17 protein-coding genes are annotated in these 17,250 nt (G+C 73.2%); 13 read left to right on the forward strand and 4 right to left on the reverse strand.

Translation table 11 applies throughout. The features are described 5' to 3' along the window. From HUW36_RS09590 to argH, 11 genes are all read left to right on the forward strand, one after another. Positions 1-467 (forward strand): phenylalanine--tRNA ligase subunit beta-related protein (locus tag HUW36_RS09590; RefSeq protein ID WP_484502585.1); only part of this gene is annotated, 467 nt, incomplete at its 5' end. A gap of 143 nt (positions 468-610) precedes the next feature. Further along, positions 611-1,315 carry a hypothetical protein gene (locus HUW36_RS09595; RefSeq protein ID WP_174527808.1) on the forward strand — a complete coding sequence of 235 codons (705 nt, stop codon included), beginning with the start codon at positions 611-613 and terminating at the stop codon, positions 1,313-1,315. 2 nt (positions 1,316-1,317) lie between these two features. After that, positions 1,318-4,710 (forward strand): P-loop NTPase, encoded by a 3,393-nt coding sequence (locus HUW36_RS09600; protein WP_174527809.1) that lies wholly within the window; start codon positions 1,318-1,320, stop codon positions 4,708-4,710. 92 nt (positions 4,711-4,802) lie between these two features. Next, positions 4,803-5,804, forward strand: coding sequence for an N-acetyl-gamma-glutamyl-phosphate reductase (gene argC / locus HUW36_RS09605; RefSeq protein WP_174527810.1), 1,002 nt, complete (start codon positions 4,803-4,805; stop codon positions 5,802-5,804). After that, a complete protein-coding gene (argJ, locus tag HUW36_RS09610) occupies positions 5,801-6,973 on the forward strand; it encodes a bifunctional glutamate N-acetyltransferase/amino-acid acetyltransferase ArgJ (RefSeq protein ID WP_174527811.1) in 1,173 nt (390 codons plus the stop codon). The genes argC and argJ overlap by 4 nt, the downstream gene beginning before the upstream one ends. A gap of 2 nt (positions 6,974-6,975) precedes the next feature. Further along, positions 6,976-7,863, forward strand: a complete 888-nt coding sequence (argB, locus tag HUW36_RS09615) for an acetylglutamate kinase (RefSeq protein ID WP_174527821.1) — start codon at positions 6,976-6,978, stop codon at positions 7,861-7,863. Then, a complete protein-coding gene (locus tag HUW36_RS09620; RefSeq protein WP_174527812.1) occupies positions 7,860-9,065 on the forward strand; it encodes an acetylornithine transaminase in 1,206 nt (401 codons plus the stop codon). Before argB ends, HUW36_RS09620 begins: the two co-directional genes overlap by 4 nt. Beyond that, entirely contained in the window at positions 9,062-9,988 is a 927-nt protein-coding gene (gene argF / locus HUW36_RS09625) for an ornithine carbamoyltransferase (RefSeq protein WP_174527813.1), read from the forward strand. The genes HUW36_RS09620 and argF overlap by 4 nt, the downstream gene beginning before the upstream one ends. After that, positions 9,985-10,500, forward strand: a complete 516-nt coding sequence (locus HUW36_RS09630) for an arginine repressor (protein WP_174527814.1) — start codon at positions 9,985-9,987, stop codon at positions 10,498-10,500. The genes argF and HUW36_RS09630 overlap by 4 nt, the downstream gene beginning before the upstream one ends. Beyond that, positions 10,497-11,708, forward strand: a complete 1,212-nt coding sequence (locus tag HUW36_RS09635; protein ID WP_174527815.1) for an argininosuccinate synthase — start codon at positions 10,497-10,499, stop codon at positions 11,706-11,708. Before HUW36_RS09630 ends, HUW36_RS09635 begins: the two co-directional genes overlap by 4 nt. Positions 11,709-11,716: 8 nt before the next feature. After that, entirely contained in the window at positions 11,717-13,180 is a 1,464-nt protein-coding gene (gene argH / locus HUW36_RS09640) for an argininosuccinate lyase (RefSeq protein ID WP_174527822.1), read from the forward strand. Between the two features lie 42 nt (positions 13,181-13,222). Here argH and HUW36_RS09645 read toward each other — a convergent pair whose 3' ends face one another. The 3 genes from HUW36_RS09645 to HUW36_RS09655 all read right to left on the reverse strand — a co-directional run bounded on the left by HUW36_RS09645 (position 13,223) and on the right by HUW36_RS09655 (position 15,045). Further along, positions 13,223-13,576: an MmcQ/YjbR family DNA-binding protein gene (locus HUW36_RS09645; RefSeq protein WP_174527816.1), complete on the reverse strand. Its 354-nt coding sequence runs from the start codon at positions 13,574-13,576 to the stop codon at positions 13,223-13,225. A gap of 68 nt (positions 13,577-13,644) precedes the next feature. Further along, positions 13,645-14,079: a DNA-binding protein gene (locus tag HUW36_RS09650; RefSeq protein ID WP_246248031.1), complete on the reverse strand. Its 435-nt coding sequence runs from the start codon at positions 14,077-14,079 to the stop codon at positions 13,645-13,647. A gap of 348 nt (positions 14,080-14,427) precedes the next feature. After that, on the reverse strand, positions 14,428-15,045 hold the full coding sequence (locus tag HUW36_RS09655; RefSeq protein WP_174527817.1) for a DNA-3-methyladenine glycosylase: 618 nt from the start codon (positions 15,043-15,045) through the stop codon (positions 14,428-14,430). A 122-nt stretch (positions 15,046-15,167) separates the two neighbouring features. On the opposite strand from HUW36_RS09655, the gene HUW36_RS09660 reads away from it, so the two are divergent. Both HUW36_RS09660 and HUW36_RS09665 read left to right on the forward strand, forming a co-directional pair. Continuing rightward, on the forward strand, positions 15,168-16,271 hold the full coding sequence (locus HUW36_RS09660; protein ID WP_174527818.1) for an LLM class flavin-dependent oxidoreductase: 1,104 nt from the start codon (positions 15,168-15,170) through the stop codon (positions 16,269-16,271). Then, a complete protein-coding gene (locus tag HUW36_RS09665; protein WP_174527819.1) occupies positions 16,268-16,894 on the forward strand; it encodes a CE1759 family FMN reductase in 627 nt (208 codons plus the stop codon). The genes HUW36_RS09660 and HUW36_RS09665 overlap by 4 nt, the downstream gene beginning before the upstream one ends. Before the next feature lie 41 nt (positions 16,895-16,935). On the opposite strand, the gene HUW36_RS09670 is transcribed toward HUW36_RS09665, so the two are convergent. Next, positions 16,936-17,250, reverse strand: a 315-nt coding sequence (locus tag HUW36_RS09670) for a universal stress protein (protein ID WP_174527820.1), incomplete at its 5' end; no start/stop codon positions are given.

Consider the following 17,250-nt stretch of genomic DNA (forward strand, 5'->3'; position numbering starts at 1 on the left):
CGCCCTGGCACCCGGGGCGCTGCGCCGAGCTGCTGGTGGACGACGTCGTCGTCGGGCACGCCGGCGAGCTGCACCCGGCCGTGGTGGCCGCGTTGGAGCTGCCCCGCCGCACCAGCGCCATGGAGCTGGACCTGGACGCGCTGCCCGCCGCGCCGCTGGCGACCGGGCCCACCATTTCCACGTTCCCGCCGGCGTTGATCGACGTGGCGCTGGTGGTGGACGAGGCGGTGCCGGCGGCGGAGGTGCAGCGGGCCCTGGTCGAGGGCGCCGGTGCGCTGCTGGAGGACGTCCGGCTCTTCGACGTCTACACCTCCGAGCAGCTCGGCGCGGGGCGCAGGTCGCTGGCGTACAAGCTGACGTTCCGCGCCCCCGACCGGACCCTGGCGGGTGAGGAGGCGGTGGCCGCCCGCGACGCGGCGGTGGCGCTGGCCGCGCAGCGCTTCGGCGCCTCCCTGCGCGGCGCCTGACACGCCCCGGTCCGACCACCCCCGCCGCTTCCGGCGGGGGTGGTCGGCTTGCCTCGGGACGTTCTGTCCGGAACTCAACAGAGCGCGGCGGATGACGATCTCGGCTGTCTACAGTCGGGACCGGCAGAAGCGAGGACTCTTACATGTCGCAGTCGACTTCTTCCTGTAGTCCCAGGCCGGATACGGGGAATCCCGTCGTGTCGGCAGTGTTCGACGCGGTGGTGCAGGCTCATTACCCGGATCGGATCCGGGTCGCCCAGATCGCCCGGGCGCGCGCGCAGGCGGCACAGTCGGTGGTCACCGTCTTCGCCGGTGCGCTGGTGGCCACCTTCACGTTCACGTCCCTCGCTTCGGCCGCGCCGATCACCCGGGTCGCCGCGTGCGTGTCGGTCTTCTGCTGGCTGGCCGCGGCGGCCTGTTACGTGCGGGCCATCGCGACCGGCGTCTCCCCGGCGCCCGACGCGGTGAACGAGATCGCCGACCCCGGCGTCCTGATCCGCGAGGTGCTCAAGCGGGGTGACCGGGAGGCTCGGCAGGTCGACAGGCGTCAGGCCGTCGCCAACGTGGTCTCCCTGGTGGCCCTCGCGGCCACGCTCGCGACCATGGCGCTGGCACTCTTCGTCGAGGGTCAGGAGAAGCCGGGCGTGCTCGTGCTCAACGACAAGGGACAGGCCGACCTCAGGGCGCTCTGCGGCCGGTCGGACCAGCGGGTGGAAGGCACGGTGGACGTCGGATCGATCAACGGTGGTTACATCGCCGTGGACGTTCGTCTCTGTGGCGACCGCCGGGATGTCACGCTCCGGTTCGCCAAGGAATCGGTGGCGGTCGTGCTCACGAGGAAGGACTGACCGTGACGCTGAACGGTGACCCGGTGCTGATGGCGTGCTCGGCGCCGAGTTCGATCGCCGAGTCGGTGGAGGAACTGACCCGCGACGCGGTCGAGGTGATCGCCGATCTGCATCGGCGGGGCGGGACGCTGGACGTGATCCTCCTGCTCGGCGACCTCACCGCGACGGCCACACCGGAGTCGTTCGACGCACTGACCGCGGCTCTCAACCGCATGTGGGAAGCCTGCATGGAGAGCCCCGACGTCACCGAGCTGCCCGCCGTACTCGCCGTGCCGGGCGTCGGGGACCGGCAGGAGCAGGCACCTCAGCTCGCTCTCGTGCGCGCCCTCGGTGACCTGTGGCCGGACGTGCGGGACACCTTCTCCGCGGAGCAGACCGACGTCATCGGTCTGGTCCGGCGGGCGTTCTCCCGTTTCGAGGACTGGTACGGGACGGTCCGGGATCCACGGTGGCGCGGCGCCCTGTTGCCGGGTGACGGATCCCTTGTGGTGAAAACAGGGGCATCCACGGTCACCCTGGTCGGGCTGAACAGTGCCTTCCGCATGCTCACGAGCGGCGCGACGCCCGACATGGCCGAGCTGCATCCGGCGCAGGTGCAGGCCGCGGTGCCGCACACCGACGGGGAAGCGTCCCACCCGGTGGTCCTGGTCAGTTCCCGGGCGGTGGCACTGCCCGCGGGCCCGTACGACCCGGTGATCGGGTTGGCCGGCAGGACCGGCGACGGCGCCGGGGACGGATGGTGGGTTCCGGAGCCCGGGCCGGCGCGGGTGGACCTGTTGACGGTCCACACCACCACCGGGCACCACCACCTGCGGACCCTCGACGGCACGGCGGTCACGGTCGCGCCCGGTCGCGCGGGCGGGTCGCCCGGTGTCGACGCGCCCGCCGAGCAGGTACCCGCCCCGGTCGTCGAACCGCCCCGACCCGACGCGGCGGTGGAAGGCACCGTGGACGAGGTCGATCGGGTGCTCGCCACCGGGCAGGCGGTCCTCGTGGTCACCTCGGGCATCGAGGAGGAGTCCCGGGGTGAGTGGGGCACGCCGCTGGGGAGCCCCGACGACGTCTTCGCCCACTTCATGGAGCAGCTCACGATTCCGCTCGTGGACGACCGGGTGACGCTGGCCGCCGCGATGCGTCGACTGCGTCGGCACGACCGGGCGACGGTGGACCGGATCGTCTCCGGCGTGCTCGTGTCCGACGGCAGCAAGGTCAACGAGACGGCCCTGAGGATCCTGCGCGCACCCTGGTACCGGATCTACGACTGCACCGGAACCAACATCTTCCAGGAGCTGGTGACGCGCCTGAACATGGGCGCCAAGGTGGTGGTGGTCGACGCGGGGAAGGAGGTGCCGGGAAGCTCCCGGAGCCAACTCGAGGTGATCGCGATGAACGGGATCGCCCCGGGCGGCGCGGGGAGCCCCGTCTCCTTCGACATCCAGGACCGTGGGCGCAGCAGCCGGGCCCTGTGGTTCCGGCAGATGAAGGCCGACATGATCACGAATCAGCTGGTGGTGACGGCCAGCAGCGTGGGCAGCAAGCACCTGTGGTCCTACCTGGACTGGTTCACCGCGGACGACGTCTGGGAGGGCGGGCAGACGAGACTGGTCGTGGCCCCCGACACGGACCAGACCGCCACCTGGAAGCTGAACGGGTCGCGGCTGCGACAGGTGCGGTCCTCACTTCCGCAGCTGGCGCGCGCGCGATTCGACCCCGACCGCGACGATCTCCGGCGGGGGGCGCAGCTGCTGGCCCGGAGGCGCTCGGGTGTCGACGACGTGGGCGCGGTCCAACTCGTCTCCTCGTTGCTGAGCACCGCGCCCGCCGGCAACGACGCCTACCTGCGTGGCGCGGACCCCACCTGGGGAGACGTCAAGGACGGCGTTCCGGCGGCGCTGTCGACCTTCAAGTCGATGCTCCGCCTTGCCGAGGCTCCGGACGGGCAGAAGCCCGTCCTCGTCCTCAAGGACGCCGCCGGCACCGGCAAATCGACCGCGCTGATGCAGCTCGGTCTGCACCTTCACGAACGCGGCCAGGCGGTGGGGTGGGTGGACCGGAGCGTCACCAGCGACATCCCCGAGATCGTCGCCGAGTGTGCCCAGCTGGGGCTCGACGCGGTGCTGATCGACGACATCGACATCTTCGGCAGCCGGGCGGCGGCGTTGGTCGACCAGCTCAGCCGCCGCGGGGCGGTGCTGGTCGTGGCGACCGTCCGCAGTACGCGCGGTGACCTGTTGGACGGGGTGATCGGGCTGACCAGGGTGCCTCATCTCCGGCTGACGGACGAGGACCTGGACGGGCTGGTACGTCACCTGGACGCCTGGCGGCAGCTGGGTGAGCTCAAGGCCCTGAAGGTGCATCAGGCACGGGTGGCCCGGCTGCGTGAGCTGTCCTACCGGGACCTCATGGCGGCGATGGTCGAGGCCATCACCGGGTTCCGGTTCGAGGACCGGGTGGCCAGCGAGTTCAGGCAGTTGCGGGAGCTGGAACGCTCCATCTACGCCACCATCTGCCTCTTCGAGGCGCTGCAGTACGAGGACCACTCACTCACGCTCTCGCAGAACGCCCTGCTGCAGATCGTCTCCGACTCGCCGACCCCAGCCGTGAACCGCGCCATCGACCACCTGGTGTCGGGCCTTCGCATCCTGGTCAAGCAGGAGTCCGGGCATGTGCGGACCCGGCATCGCCGGGTGGCCGAGGAGACCGAGAAGAACCTTCGCCGGGATCCGGTGCTCTACCGGGAGCTCGTCGAGAACCTGATCCTCTTCTACGTGCAGCGGGGGGCGACCATCACCAACCGCAACGACCCGACCCGACGGGCCATGGTGGCGTTGATCAACCACCGGGTGATGATCAAGTCGGCGCTCTCCGCGGACGTGGTCCGGGAGATCTACCGTTCGCTGCACGACTACCTGAGCGAGGACTTCCACTACTGGTTGCAGTGCGGTTCCTACGAGGTCGACCGCGACCTCGACCAGGCGTTGAACTACCTGGAGGTCGCCCGCGGCTGCGAGGGTGGGCAGGACCACTTCAAGGTGGTGACGACGTGGGCGATGGTCTGCCTTCGACTGGCCCGCCGCCGGCCGGACGATCCGGCCCTCCACGAGAAGGCGCTGCGGGCGATGGGGGAGCTGGAGCGGATCGCCGGCATCTTCGGGGACAGGTCACCGCACACCTACGTCAGCATCCTGCGCGACGGCACCCAGTGGCTGACCGCCAGCGCCCTGCTCGGCCAGGACGAGCGCCGCGGTCTGGCCGCTCGGATCAGTCACTGGGCAGAGGTCGGCGCCGGCCGCCTGAACACCAACCGCGAGTTCCGAGGCGTCTCCCGCGAGTTCACACCCACCCTGAAAAAGATCCTGTCCGACGAGGGCGACGTGGAGACCGTACCCATCTGAGCCGTTCTGAATTTCCATCCGGTGCACCGCATGAACTTGCACTGGCGCACGTGGTTGGCTAACCTTCTCTGCATAGTCATGCGGAGGTAGGTATGGGCATCCGAGTAGCGGTCGCCGGGGCGAGCGGATACGCCGGCGGCGAACTGCTGCGCCTGCTGGCCGGCCACCCCGAGTTCGACCTGGTCACCGCCACCGCGCACAGCCAGGCCGGTCAACCCGTCGCCGCCGTACACCCGCAGCTCGCCGGCCTGGACCTGGTGTTCGGCGCGACCGAACCGACGGCCCTCGCCGACGCGGACCTGGTCTTCCTGGCCCTGCCGCACGGCCAGTCGGCGGCCCTCGCGGCGGCCCTGCCCGACAGCGTCGCGGTGGTCGACCTCGGCGCCGACCACCGGCTGCGCGACGCGGACGTCTGGGCCCGCTACTACGCCGGCGCGTACGCCGGCGCGTGGACCTACGGGCTGCCCGAGCTGCCCGGCCGGCGGGCGGAGATCGCGGCGGCCCGGCGGGTGGCCAACACCGGCTGCTACGCCGTCGCCACCATCCTGGCCCTGGCCCCGCTGGTCGCCGCCGGCGCGGTACGTCCCGACGACGTGGTGGTGGTCGCCGCCTCCGGCACCTCCGGCGCGGGCCGGGCTGCCAAGGCCCACCTGCTCGGCAGCGAGGTGATGGGCGACCTGACCCCCTACAAGGTGGGCGCGCACCAGCACGTCCCGGAGATCAAGCAGGCCAGCGGCGCGACCGGGCTGTCGTTCACGCCGGTCCTCGCGCCCATGCCGCGCGGGATCCTGGCCACCGTCACCGCGCTGCCGACCGGCGACGCCGACCCGCGCGCGGTGCTGGCCGCCGCCTACGCCGACGCGCCCTTCGTGCACGTGCTGCCCGAGGGGGCGTGGCCGCACACCGCCGCCACCGCCGGCTCGAACTCCTGCCACCTGCAGGCGACCGTGGACGTCGACTCGGGGCGGGTGATCGTGGTCAGCGCCATCGACAACCTGGGCAAGGGCGCGGCCGGTCAGGCCGTGCAGAACGCCAACCTGATGGTGGGTCTCCCCGAGACCACCGGTCTGTCCGTCTTCGGAGTCGCCCCATGAGTGTCACCACCCCCCGTGGCTTCCGCGCCGCCGGTGTCGCCGCCGGCCTCAAGACCTCCGGCGCGGGCGACGTCGCGCTCGTCGTCAACGACGGCCCGGACGCCGGGGTCGCCGGCGTCTTCACCGCCAACCGGGTCAAGGCCGCCCCGGTGCTCTGGACCCAGCGGGTCGTCCACGGCGGCGTGGTCCGCGCCGTGGTGCTCAACTCCGGCGGTGCGAACGCCTGCACCGGCCCGGCCGGCTTCCAGGACACCCACGCCACCGCCGAGCACACCGCCGCCGCGCTCACCGGCAGCAGCGCCCGGATGATCGTCGGTGCCGGCGAGGTCGCGGTCTGCTCCACCGGCCTGATCGGTGAGCGGCTGCCGATGGACAAGCTGCTGCCCGGCGTACGCGAGGCGGTGCGCGGCCTGTCCCGCGACGGCGGCGGACCGGCCGCCGAGGCGATCATGACCACGGACACCCGGCCCAAGACCACCGTGGCGCGCGGCAGCGGCTGGACCGTCGGCGGGATGGCGAAGGGCGCCGGGATGCTGGCGCCGGCCATGGCCACCATGCTCTGCGTGCTCACCACCGACGCGGTGGCCGGCCCGGACGTGCTGGACGCCGCGTTGCGGGCCGCCACCCGGGTCACGTTCGACCGGGTCGACTCGGACGGCTGCATGTCCACGAACGACACCGTGCTGCTGCTGGCCAGCGGCGCGTCCGGCATCGAGCCGACCGGGGCCGAGCTGACCGCCGCGGTCACCGCCGCCTGCCACGACCTGGCCCAGCAGCTCCTCGCCGACGCGGAGGGCGCGACCAAGCAGGTCGCGGTCGACGTGGTGGGCGCGGCGAGCGAGGACGAGGCCGTGGAGGTGGGCCGCGCGGTGGCCCGCAACAACCTGGTGAAGACCGCGCTGTTCGGCAACGACCCGAACTGGGGTCGCATCCTCGCCGCCGTCGGCACCACCGCCGCCGCGTTCGAGCCCGACGAGGTAGACGTGGCGGTCAACGGGATCTGGGTGTGCCGGGCCGGCGCCGCCGCCGAGGACCGCGCCAAGGTGGACCTCACCGGCCGCGACGTGACCATCCGGATCGACCTGCACGCCGGTGACGCCGCCGCCACCGTCTGGACCAACGACCTGTCCCACGCGTACGTGCACGAGAACTCGGCCTATTCCACATGAACCTGAACCTCACCGCCGACCTCAGCCGGGCCCAGGCCAAGGCCGCCACCCTGATCGAGGCGCTGCCGTGGCTGGCCCGCTTCGCCGGGGCGACAGTCGTGGTCAAGTACGGCGGCAACGCCATGGTGGACCCCGCCCTCCAGCGGGCGTTCGCCGCGGACATGGTCTTCCTCCGGTACGCCGGACTCAAGCCGGTGGTCGTGCACGGCGGCGGCCCGCAGATCTCCGCCATGCTGGGCCGGCTCGGCATCGCCAGCGAGTTCCGCGGCGGCCTGCGGGTCACCACCCCCGAGGCCATGGACGTGGTCCGGATGGTGCTCGTCGGCCAGGTCGGCCGGGAACTCGTCGGCCTGGTCAACGCGCACGGCCCGTTCGCGGTCGGGCTCTCCGGCGAGGACGCCGGCCTGTTCACCGCGGTGCGCCGCCCGGCGTACGTGGACGGGGAAGCGGTCGACGTGGGGCAGGTCGGCGACGTGGAGTCGGTGAACGCCTCCGCGGTCACCGACCTGATCGCGGCCGGCCGGATCCCGGTCATCTCCACGGTGGCGCCGGACGCCGACGGGGTGCTGCACAACCTCAACGCGGACACCGCCGCGGCCGCGCTCGCGGTCGCCCTGGACGCGCGCAAGCTCGTCGTCCTCACCGACGTGCCCGGCCTGTACGCGGACTGGCCCGACACGTCCAGCCTGGTCAGCGAGATCACCACCGACGACCTGGCGAAGCTGCTGCCGTCCCTGGAGTCGGGCATGGTCCCGAAGATGGAGGCGTGCCTGCGGGCGGTGCGCGGGGGAGTGCCCGCCGCGCACGTCGTCGACGGCCGGGTCGCGCACTCCACGCTGCTGGAGGTCTTCACCTCGGAAGGGTTCGGAACGATGGTGATCGGCTCATGAGCACGCTGGTGCGGCGCTGGCGCAACACCATGATGGACAACTACGGCACGCCGCCGCTGGCGCTCGTCTCCGGCTCCGGCGCCGTCGTGGTCGACGAGGCCGGCCGGGAGTACGTGGACCTGGTCGGCGGCATCGCCGTCAACGCGCTCGGCCACGCGCACCCGGCCGTGGTGGCCGCCGTCACCCGGCAGGTCGCCACGCTGGGGCACGTGTCGAACCTGTTCGTCGCCGAGCCGCCGGTCGCGCTGGCCGAGCTGCTGCTGGCGCTGGCCGGCCGGCCTGGCCGGGTCTTCTTCGCCAACTCCGGCGCGGAGGCGAACGAGGCGGCGTTCAAGCTCTCCCGGCTCACCGGCCGGCGGCACGTGGTGGCTGCCCACGGCGGTTTCCACGGCCGGACCATGGGCGCGCTCGCGCTCACCGGCCAGCCGGCCAAGGCCGATCCGTTCCGCCCGCTGCCCGGCGACGTGACCCACGTGCCGTACGGCGACGTCGACGCGCTGGCCGACGCGGTCACCGACGCCACCGCCATGGTGGTCCTGGAGCCGATCCAGGGCGAGAACGGCGTGGTGGTCCCCCCGGCCGGCTACCTCGCGGCGGCCCGGCGGATCACCGCCGCGCGCGGCGCGCTGCTGGTGCTCGACGAGGTGCAGACCGGCGTCGGGCGTACCGGGCACTGGTTCGCCCACCAGGCCGAGGGCGTCGAGCCGGACGTGGTCACGTTGGCCAAGGGGCTCGGCGGCGGCCTGCCGCTCGGCGCGTGCCTGGCCTTCGGCCCGGCCGCCGACCTGCTCACCCCCGGCTCGCACGGCACCACGTTCGGCGGCAACCCGGTCAGTTGCGCGGCGGCACTCGCGGTGGTCGCCACGATCGCGAACGAGGGGCTGCTCGACCACGTCAAGCGGGTCGGCGAGCGGCTGCGACGCGGTGTCGAGGCGCTCGGGCACCCGCTGGTCCGCGAGGTGCGCGGCGCCGGCCTGCTGCTCGGCGTCGAGTTGGCCGCCCCGGTCGCCGCCCCGGTGACCGAGGCGCTGCGCGCGGCCGGTTTCCTGGTCAACCCGGTGCAGCCCGGCGTGGTCCGGCTCGCCCCGCCGTTGATCCTCACCGCGGCGCAGGCCGACGCGTTCCTGGCCGCCCTTCCCGCCGCGCTCGACGCGGCCGTTCCCGCGCCGACCGGACCCACCGCCACGGAGGCTCTCGCATGATCCGCCACTTCCTGCGCGACGACGACCTCACGCCGGCCGAGCAGGCCGCCGTGCTCGACCTCGCGGCCCGGATGAAGGCCGAGCGGTACGCCCACAAGCCGCTGGCCGGGCCCCGGTCGGTGGCGGTGCTGTTCGACAAGCAGAGCCTGCGTACCCGGATCTCGTTCGACGCCGGCATCGCCGAGCTGGGTGGCCACCCCCTGGTCGTGGACACCCAGGTCACCCACTTCGGCCGGGGCGAGACGCTCGCCGACGCCGGCCGGGTGCTGTCCCGCTACGTCGCGGCGATCGTGCTGCGCACCCACGGCGACGACCGGATCGCCGAGGTGGCCGCGCACGCCACGGTGCCGGTGGTCAACGCGCTCACCGACACCTACCACCCCTGTCAGCTCCTGGCCGACCTGCTCACCGTGCGCGAGCGGTTCGGCGCCACGGCGGGCCGGATCCTCACGTACGTCGGCGACGCGGCGAACAACATGGCGCACTCGTACCTGCTGGCCGGGGCGACGGCCGGCATGCACGTGCGGATCGCCGGCCCGGCGGGGTTCCAGCCGGACCCGGAGATCGTGGCCCGGGCGGAGAAGATCGCCGCCGGCACCGGCGGCTCGGTCCGGGTGCTCGTGGACCCGGTCGAGGCGGTCCGGGACGCGCACGTGGTCGCCACCGACACCTGGACGTCCATGGGTCAGGAGGCCGACGGGCTGGACCGGGTCACCCCGTTCCGGCCCTACCAGGTCGGCGACGCGCTGCTCGACCACGCGGCGGCCGACGTGATCGTGCTGCACTGCCTGCCCGCCCACCGCGGCGAGGAGATCACCGACGAGGTGCTCGACGGCCCGCGCAGCGCGGTGTTCGACCAGGCGGAGAATCGCCTGCACGCCCAGAAGGCGCTGCTGACCTTTCTCCTGGAGGCATCCACATGACCGCCCCGCTGACCCGCGCCGCGCGGCACGCCCGCATCGTCGAGCTGATCCGCGACACGCCCATCCACTCGCAGACCGAGCTGGCCGACCTGCTCGCCGGCGACGGCATCCAGGTCACCCAGGCCACGCTCTCCCGGGACCTCAAGGAACTGGGGGCGGTGACCGCGCGCGGCGGCGACGGGCGGGGTGTCTACCTGATCCCGGAGGACGGCCACCGCCCGTTGCGCGACGCCGAGGGCGCGCCGGCCCGGCTGGTACGCCTGCTGCGGGAACTGCTCAACGGCGTCGACGCCAGCGGCAACATCGCCGTGCTGCGCACCCCGCCGGGCGCGGCGCACTACCTGGCCAGCGCGTTGGACCGGGCCGGCCTGTCCGAGATCGTCGGCACCATCGCCGGCGACGACACCATCCTCGTCGTGGCCCGCGAGCCCGACGGCGGCGCGGCACTGGGCGACCGGCTCGCCGCCTGGGCCCGCCGGGACGAGAACGTCGAAGGGAGCGCCACACCATGACCGAGCGGGTCGTCCTGGCGTACTCCGGGGGTCTCGACACCTCCGTCGCCATCCCGTACCTGGCCGAGCAGACCGGGGCCGAGGTGATCGCGGTCGCGGTCGACCTCGGCCAGGGCGGCGAGGACATGACCGTCGTCCGGCAGCGCGCGCTGGACTGCGGCGCCGTCGAGGCGGAGGTGATCGACGCGCGGGACGAGTTCGCCGCCGGGTACTGCGTGCCGGCGATCCGCGCCAACGCGCTCTACATGGACCGCTACCCGCTGGTCTCCGCGCTGTCCCGGCCGCTGATCGTCCGGCACCTGGTCGCCGCCGCGCGTCGCCACGGCGGCACGATCGTGTCGCACGGCTGCACCGGCAAGGGCAACGACCAGGTCCGCTTCGAGGTCGGCCTGGCCGCGCTCGCACCCGACCTGCGGATCGTCGCGCCGGCCCGGGACTTCGCCTGGACCCGGGACAAGGCGATCGCGTTCGCCGAGGAGAAGGGGCTGCCGATCGACGTCACGGCGCGGTCGCCGTACTCGATCGACCAGAACCTGTGGGGGCGGGCCGTGGAGACCGGCTTCCTGGAGGACATCTGGACCGCGCCGGTGGAGGACCTGTACGCGTACACGTCCGACCCGGCCCTGGAGCGCGACCCGGACGAGGTGGTCATCACCTTCGACGGCGGTGTGCCGGTCGCGATCGACGGCGAGACGGTCACCCCGTACCAGGCGATCCTGGACCTGAACCGGCGCGCCGGGGCCCACGGCGTGGGCCGGCTCGACATGGTCGAGGACCGGCTGGTCGGCATCAAGAGCCGCGAGGTGTACGAGGCGCCCGGCGCGGTCGCCCTGATCACCGCACACCAGGAGCTGGAGGCGGTCACCGTCGAACGGGACCTGGCCCGGTTCAAGCGCGGCGTCGACCAGCGCTGGGGCGAGCTGGTCTACGACGGCCTCTGGTTCTCCCCGCTGCGGCGGGCGTTGGACGCGTTCGTCGACGACGCCCAGCGGCACGTCACCGGCGAGGTGCGGCTGACCCTGCACGGCGGCCGGGCCGTGGTGACCGGTCGCCGCTCCGAGGCCAGCCTCTACGACTTCGGCCTGGCCACCTACGACACCGGCGACACGTTCGACCAGTCGCTGGCGACGGGCTTCGTGCGGCTGTGGGGCCTGCCCAGCGGCCTGGCCGCCGCGCGGGACGCCCGGTTGGGAGAGGTGAGCTGGTGACCTTCACAATGGGTGGGGTGGACGACAAGAGCCTGACCGAGAACAGCGCCGCCACCAACCGGACGAGCCTCTGGGGAGGCCGGTTCGCCGGCGGTCCCGCCGAGGCGCTCGCGCGGCTGTCGGTGAGTGTCCAGTTCGACTGGCGTCTCGCCCCGTACGACCTCGCCGGCTCCCGGGCGCACGCCCGGGTGCTCGCCGGCGCCGGCCTGCTCGACCCGGAGGAACTGGGTCGGATGCTGGCCGCGCTGGACGACCTGGAGGCCGCCTGCGCCTCCGGTGCGTTCCGTCCCACCGTGGACGACGAGGACGTGCACACCGCCCTGGAGCGCGGCCTGCTGGAGCGGCTCGGCAGCCTCGGCGGCAAGCTGCGCGCCGGCCGGTCCCGCAACGACCAGGTCGCCACCGACCTGCGGCTCTACCTGCGCGACCACGCCCGCGGCGTGGCGGCCCGGCTGGTCGAGCTGGCCGAGGCGCTCATCGAGCAGGCGGAGCGGCACGTCGACACCGCGGCGCCGGGCATGACGCACCTGCAGCACGCCCAGCCGGTGACGTTCGGGCACTGGCTGCTGGCCCACGTGCAGCCGCTGCTGCGCGACCTGGAACGGCTGCGCGACTGGGACGAGCGGACCGCGATCAGCCCGCTCGGCGCGGGCGCGCTCGCCGGCTCCGGCCTGCCGCTGGACCCGGTGGCGGTCGCCAAGGAGCTGGGCTTCCGCACCTCGTTCGCCAACTCGATGGACGCGGTCGCCGACCGCGACTTCGTGGCCGAGTTCCTCTTCGTCACCGCGATGGTCGGCGTGCACCTGTCCCGCCTCGGCGAGGAGGTGGTGCTCTGGACGTCGCAGGAGTTCGGCTGGGTCGAGCTGGACGACGCCTTCGCCACCGGCTCGTCGATCATGCCGCAAAAGAAGAACGCGGACATCGCCGAGCTGGCCCGGGGCAAGTCCGGTCGGCTGGTCGGTGGCCTGATGAGCGTGCTGACCATGCTCAAGGGCCTGCCGATGACCTACGACCGGGACATGCAGGAGGACAAGGAGCCGGCGTTCGACGCGGTCGACACGCTGGAGCTGCTGCTGCCCGCGCTGGCCGGGATGATCTCCACGATGACCGTCCGGGTGGACCGCCTGGTGGCCAGCGCGCCGTCCGGCTTCTCGCTGGCCACCGAGGTCGCCGACTGGCTGGTCCGGCGCAACGTGCCGTTCCGCGACGCGCACGAGATCACCGGCCGGCTGGTGGCGCTCTGCGCGGCCCGCGACTGCGCCCTGGACGAGGTCTCCGACGCCGACCTGGCCACGGTCAGCGAGCACCTGGACCCGTCGGTGCGCGACGTGCTCTCGGTGCGCTCGGCGCTCGCGGCCCGCACCACCCCCGGTTCCACCGGTCCCGGGCCGGTCGCCGACCAGCTCGCCGCCGCGGCGGACAAGCTGGCCGGGTGGCGGGACTGGGCCACCGAGCGGGTCGTCCCCCGCTGAGCCACCCGGTCCGGGGCGGACGGGTGTCCGCCCCGGACCGGTTCAGCCGGTGGGCCGTTCGCGCCTGGGCAGCTTGGCCACCACCGCGTCGTACGACCCGTCGACGGCGTCGACCAGCTCGTCGTCGGGGATGCCGCCCTCCAGCTGGAGCGTGTTCCAGCCGGACCGGCCGATGTAGGGGGAGGGGCGGGCGTCGCCCGGGAACCGGTGCACCCACTCGTCGGCCACCTCGCGGGACGGGCCGCACTTGACGCCGAGCCGGCTCTCACCCTCGGGAGAACCGAGGAAGGCGAAGATCCGGCTGCCCACCTTCACCACCTCGTCGCCCTCCCACGGCCGGTCGAGCCAGGCTCCCGGTTTGGCCAGGCAGTAGGCCAGCATCTCCTCGCGCGTCATCGCGTCCTCCCGTGCCGTCGTCCGGCACAGTCTCGCCCGCCCCTGTGACAGGTCGTCGGCTCCGAGGCTCAGTCGCCGGTGCCGGTGCGGACGGTGAGCCGCTCGTAGCGCTGCCGGGCGGCCTGCGCGCTGCCCAGTCCCAGCCCGAAGGCGATCGCCTGCCAGGTCATGCCGCGCCCGCGGGCCACCTGCAGCAGCCCGGCCTCCAGCACGTCGACCTCGGCCCGTACGTGCGGGATCAGGGTCAGCGCGGCCATCAGGTCGGCCTGGTCGACCGGTTCCTCGCCCGCCTCCAGCTCGGCGCCGCCGGCGAGCGCCATCACCAGCGTGGCCGCCTCGTACGCGTCCGGCACGTCGGGGTGCGCGTAGCGGCGACGGCGGGAGTTCGTGCCGGCGTGCCGCTCGGCGATCCGCAGCAGCGCCGCGTAGTTGCGGTGGGCGCGGGCCTGGGCAGCATCCGGAGCGGTGAACGGGTCGTTGTCCACGGTGACCATGCCGTCCATCTCACACCCGATAACGGCATGTTGTCAACACCCCGTTGAAAGTCAATCGTGCGCAACGCCCTGCTCTCCTGACAGTGAGACGCTTCGCGAGAGTGTCAGGTTGCCGCCCCGGCCCCTCCCGCTTCCGTGCCACCGGTCGATCAAGGGGTTGGCGTCAGCCGCCGCACCGCTCCCGACGCAAACTCCTTGATCGACGAGCTGGGGGGTCGGAGCGCCCCGACGATCTTGGGGTTGTGGCCTCTCGAATGTGGCGTTTGTGGGCTTTCTGAGGTGCCACAACTCCAAGATCGGCGCGGTCGGGCGGCGCGGGCGTGGCGGGGGGCGACGGGTGGGGCGGGGGTGAGAGGGCTAGCGGGGGGTGGGTGCGCGGCGGCGGGGGGTGTGGCGGCGGTAGACGCTCACGGTGGGCTCGTCGGAGAGCCAGAACCGCCACGGCAGGTCGTGTGCGGCGGCCACGCCGACCCGTGGGCCGGCGACGATTCGCGTCGGGTCTACGGGCGTCGCGGGCGGGGTCAGGAGCAGTGGGCCGGTGCCGTCGACCGCCGAGGTGCCGTTGGCCTCCCGGTCGAGGCCGAGCGCGGTCACCAGGCGGGCCGGCCCGCGCGCCAGGTCCCGGTCCGACGCGCGGGGGCGGCGCTCCCGGGCGGTCTCGATCCCGTCGACCACCGCGCCGGCGCGCAGCAGGACGGCCGCCGCCTCGCCGTCCCGGCCGCAGACGATGTTCGCGCACCAGTGCATGCCGAACACGAAGTAGACGTACACGTGCCCGGCCGGACCGAACATGACCCGGTTGCGGGGCGTCGGGCCGCGGTGGGCGTGCGAGGCGGGGTCCTCGCCGGTGCCGGCGTACGCCTCGACCTCGGTCAGCCGCACGCGGACCCCGTTCGCCGACACGGTCCAGCCGAGGAGGGTCTGCGCGGTGGTGGCGACCTGCGCCGCCGGGGCCCGGAGCCAGGGGTACGTCATCGCGGCAAGGGTATCCGGGGCGCTCGGACCACACGCCTCCCGGAATAGTTGACGCGTCAAGTATGTTGTGCGGTGCGATCCCCCGGGCCGCCCGGTCCGGACCCCACGCCGAGGAGCTGGTCATGCAGTTCGGAATCTTCACCGTCGGTGACGTCACGGTCGACCCGACCACCGGTCGGCTGCCCTCCGAGCGGGACCGGATCAAGGCCATGACCACGATCGCGCTCAAGGCCGAGGAGGTCGGGCTGGACGTGTTCGCCACCGGCGAGCACCACAACCCGCCGTTCGTGCCGTCCTCGCCGACCACCATGCTCGGCTGGATCGCCGCGCGCACCGAGCGGCTGCTGCTGTCCACCTCGACCACGCTGATCACCACGAACGACCCGGTCAAGATCGCCGAGGACTACGCGATGCTCCAGCACCTGGCCGACGGCCGGGTGGACCTGATGATGGGTCGCGGCAACACCGGCCCGGTCTACCCGTGGTTCGGGCAGGACATCCGTAACGGCATCCCGCTCGCGATCGAGAACTACGACCTGCTGCACCGGCTGTGGCGCGAGGACGTGGTCGACTGGAAGGGACGCTTCCGCACCCCGCTGCAGTCGTTCACCTCGACCCCGCGCCCGCTCGACGGCGTCCCGCCGTTCGTCTGGCACGGCTCGATCCGCAGCCCGGAGATCGCCGAGCAGGCCGCCTACTACGGCGACGGCTTCTTCGCCAACCACATCTTCTGGCCCAAGGAGCACACCCAGCGGATGGTCGGCCTCTACCGGGAGCGCTTCGCGCACTACGGCCACGGCTCCGCCGACCAGGCCATCGTCGGCCTCGGCGGGCAGGTGTTCATGCGCCGCAACTCCCAGGACGCGGTGCGCGAGTTCCGGCCCTACTTCGACAACGCCCCGGTCTACGGGCACGGCCCGTCGCTTGAGGAGTTCACCCGGGAGACACCGCTGACCGTGGGCAGCCCGCAGCAGGTCATCGACCGCACGCTCGGCTTCCGCGAGTACGTCGGTGACTACCAGCGGCAGCTGTTCCTGATGGACCACGCCGGTCTGCCGCTGAAGACGGTGCTGGAGCAGCTCGACCTGCTGGGCGAGGAGGTGGTGCCGGTGCTGCGCAAGGAGTTCGACTCGATGCGCCCCGCGCACGTGCCCGAGGCGCCCACCCACGCCACCCTGCTCGCCGCCCGCGACGCCGCGACGACGACCCCGGAGGAGGACCGATGACCCGGCGTACGCTCGCGGTCGTCTCGGCCGGACTCGGCCAGCCCTCGTCCACCCGCCTGCTCGCCGACCAGCTCGCCGCGGCCGCCCGCGACGAGCTGGCCGGTCGCGGCGCGGACGTGGACCTGCGCGCGGTGGAGCTGCGCGAGCACGCGCACGACGTGGTCAACCACCTGCTCACCGGCTTCCCGCCGGCCGCGCTGCGCCGGACGCTGGACGCGGTCGCGGCGGCCGACGGACTGATCGCCGTCACGCCGGTGTTCAACGCGTCCTACAGCGGGCTGTTCAAGTCCTTCTTCGACGTGGTCGACCGGGACGCGCTGGCCGGCAAGCCGGTGCTGATCGCGGCGACCGGCGGCACCGCCCGGCACTCGCTGGCCCTGGAGCACGCGGTGCGCCCGATGTTCACGTACCTGCGGGCGGTCGTGCTGCCGACGGCGGTCTTCGCCGCGCCCGAGGACTGGGCCGGCGACGACGGCGACCGCGCGCTACGCGCCCGGATCCGCCGGGCCGCCGGCGAACTGGCCGAGCAGGTGGACCGCCGGCCGCCCGCGACCGGCCCGGCCGACCCGTTCGCCCTCACCACCGACTTCGCCGACCTGCTCGCCGGCCGCGACCCGTCCTGAACCCGGAGCGGCCGGGTCGGTGGGGCCGGTAGCCGCCGGCGTCAGTCGTCGGCCGGTTCCGGACGGTGGGCCACCAGCACCGGGCAGTGGGCGTGCTGCACCAGGGCCTGGCTGACCGAGCCGAGCAGCAGCCCGACGAAGCCGCCCCGGCCCCGCGACCCGACCACCACCAGCGACGCCTCGCCGCTCGCCTCCCGCAGCGCGGTCTCCGGGGAGGCGGCGACGACGGCGCGCTCGGTCACCCGCAGTCCCGGATGCCCCCGGCGGACCGTGTCGGCCGCCGTGGACAGCAGCTCCGTGGCCTCCGCCCGCTCGGCGGTGCCCGCCTCGGCGGCGACCTCCGGCGCCACCGCGCC

This window comes from Micromonospora maritima (assembly GCF_902825405.1).
GTDB lineage: Bacteria > Actinomycetota > Actinomycetes > Mycobacteriales > Micromonosporaceae > Micromonospora > Micromonospora maritima.

Coding starts and splice junctions, on each gene's coding strand:
- HUW36_RS09595 (WP_174527808.1), top strand. CDS start 611: ATGTCGCAGTCGACTTCTTCCTGTAGTCCCAGGCCGGATACGGGGAAT.
- argC (WP_174527810.1), top strand. CDS start 4,803: ATGGGCATCCGAGTAGCGGTCGCCGGGGCGAGCGGATACGCCGGCGGC.
- argJ (WP_174527811.1), top strand. CDS start 5,801: ATGAGTGTCACCACCCCCCGTGGCTTCCGCGCCGCCGGTGTCGCCGCC.
- HUW36_RS09620 (WP_174527812.1), top strand. CDS start 7,860: ATGAGCACGCTGGTGCGGCGCTGGCGCAACACCATGATGGACAACTAC.
- argF (WP_174527813.1), top strand. CDS start 9,062: ATGATCCGCCACTTCCTGCGCGACGACGACCTCACGCCGGCCGAGCAG.
- HUW36_RS09630 (WP_174527814.1), top strand. CDS start 9,985: ATGACCGCCCCGCTGACCCGCGCCGCGCGGCACGCCCGCATCGTCGAG.
- HUW36_RS09635 (WP_174527815.1), top strand. CDS start 10,497: ATGACCGAGCGGGTCGTCCTGGCGTACTCCGGGGGTCTCGACACCTCC.
- argH (WP_174527822.1), top strand. CDS start 11,717: ATGGGTGGGGTGGACGACAAGAGCCTGACCGAGAACAGCGCCGCCACC.
- HUW36_RS09645 (WP_174527816.1), bottom strand. CDS start 13,576: ATGACGCGCGAGGAGATGCTGGCCTACTGCCTGGCCAAACCGGGAGCC.
- HUW36_RS09650 (WP_246248031.1), bottom strand. CDS start 14,079: ATGGACGGCATGGTCACCGTGGACAACGACCCGTTCACCGCTCCGGAT.
- HUW36_RS09655 (WP_174527817.1), bottom strand. CDS start 15,045: ATGACGTACCCCTGGCTCCGGGCCCCGGCGGCGCAGGTCGCCACCACC.
- HUW36_RS09660 (WP_174527818.1), top strand. CDS start 15,168: ATGCAGTTCGGAATCTTCACCGTCGGTGACGTCACGGTCGACCCGACC.
- HUW36_RS09665 (WP_174527819.1), top strand. CDS start 16,268: ATGACCCGGCGTACGCTCGCGGTCGTCTCGGCCGGACTCGGCCAGCCC.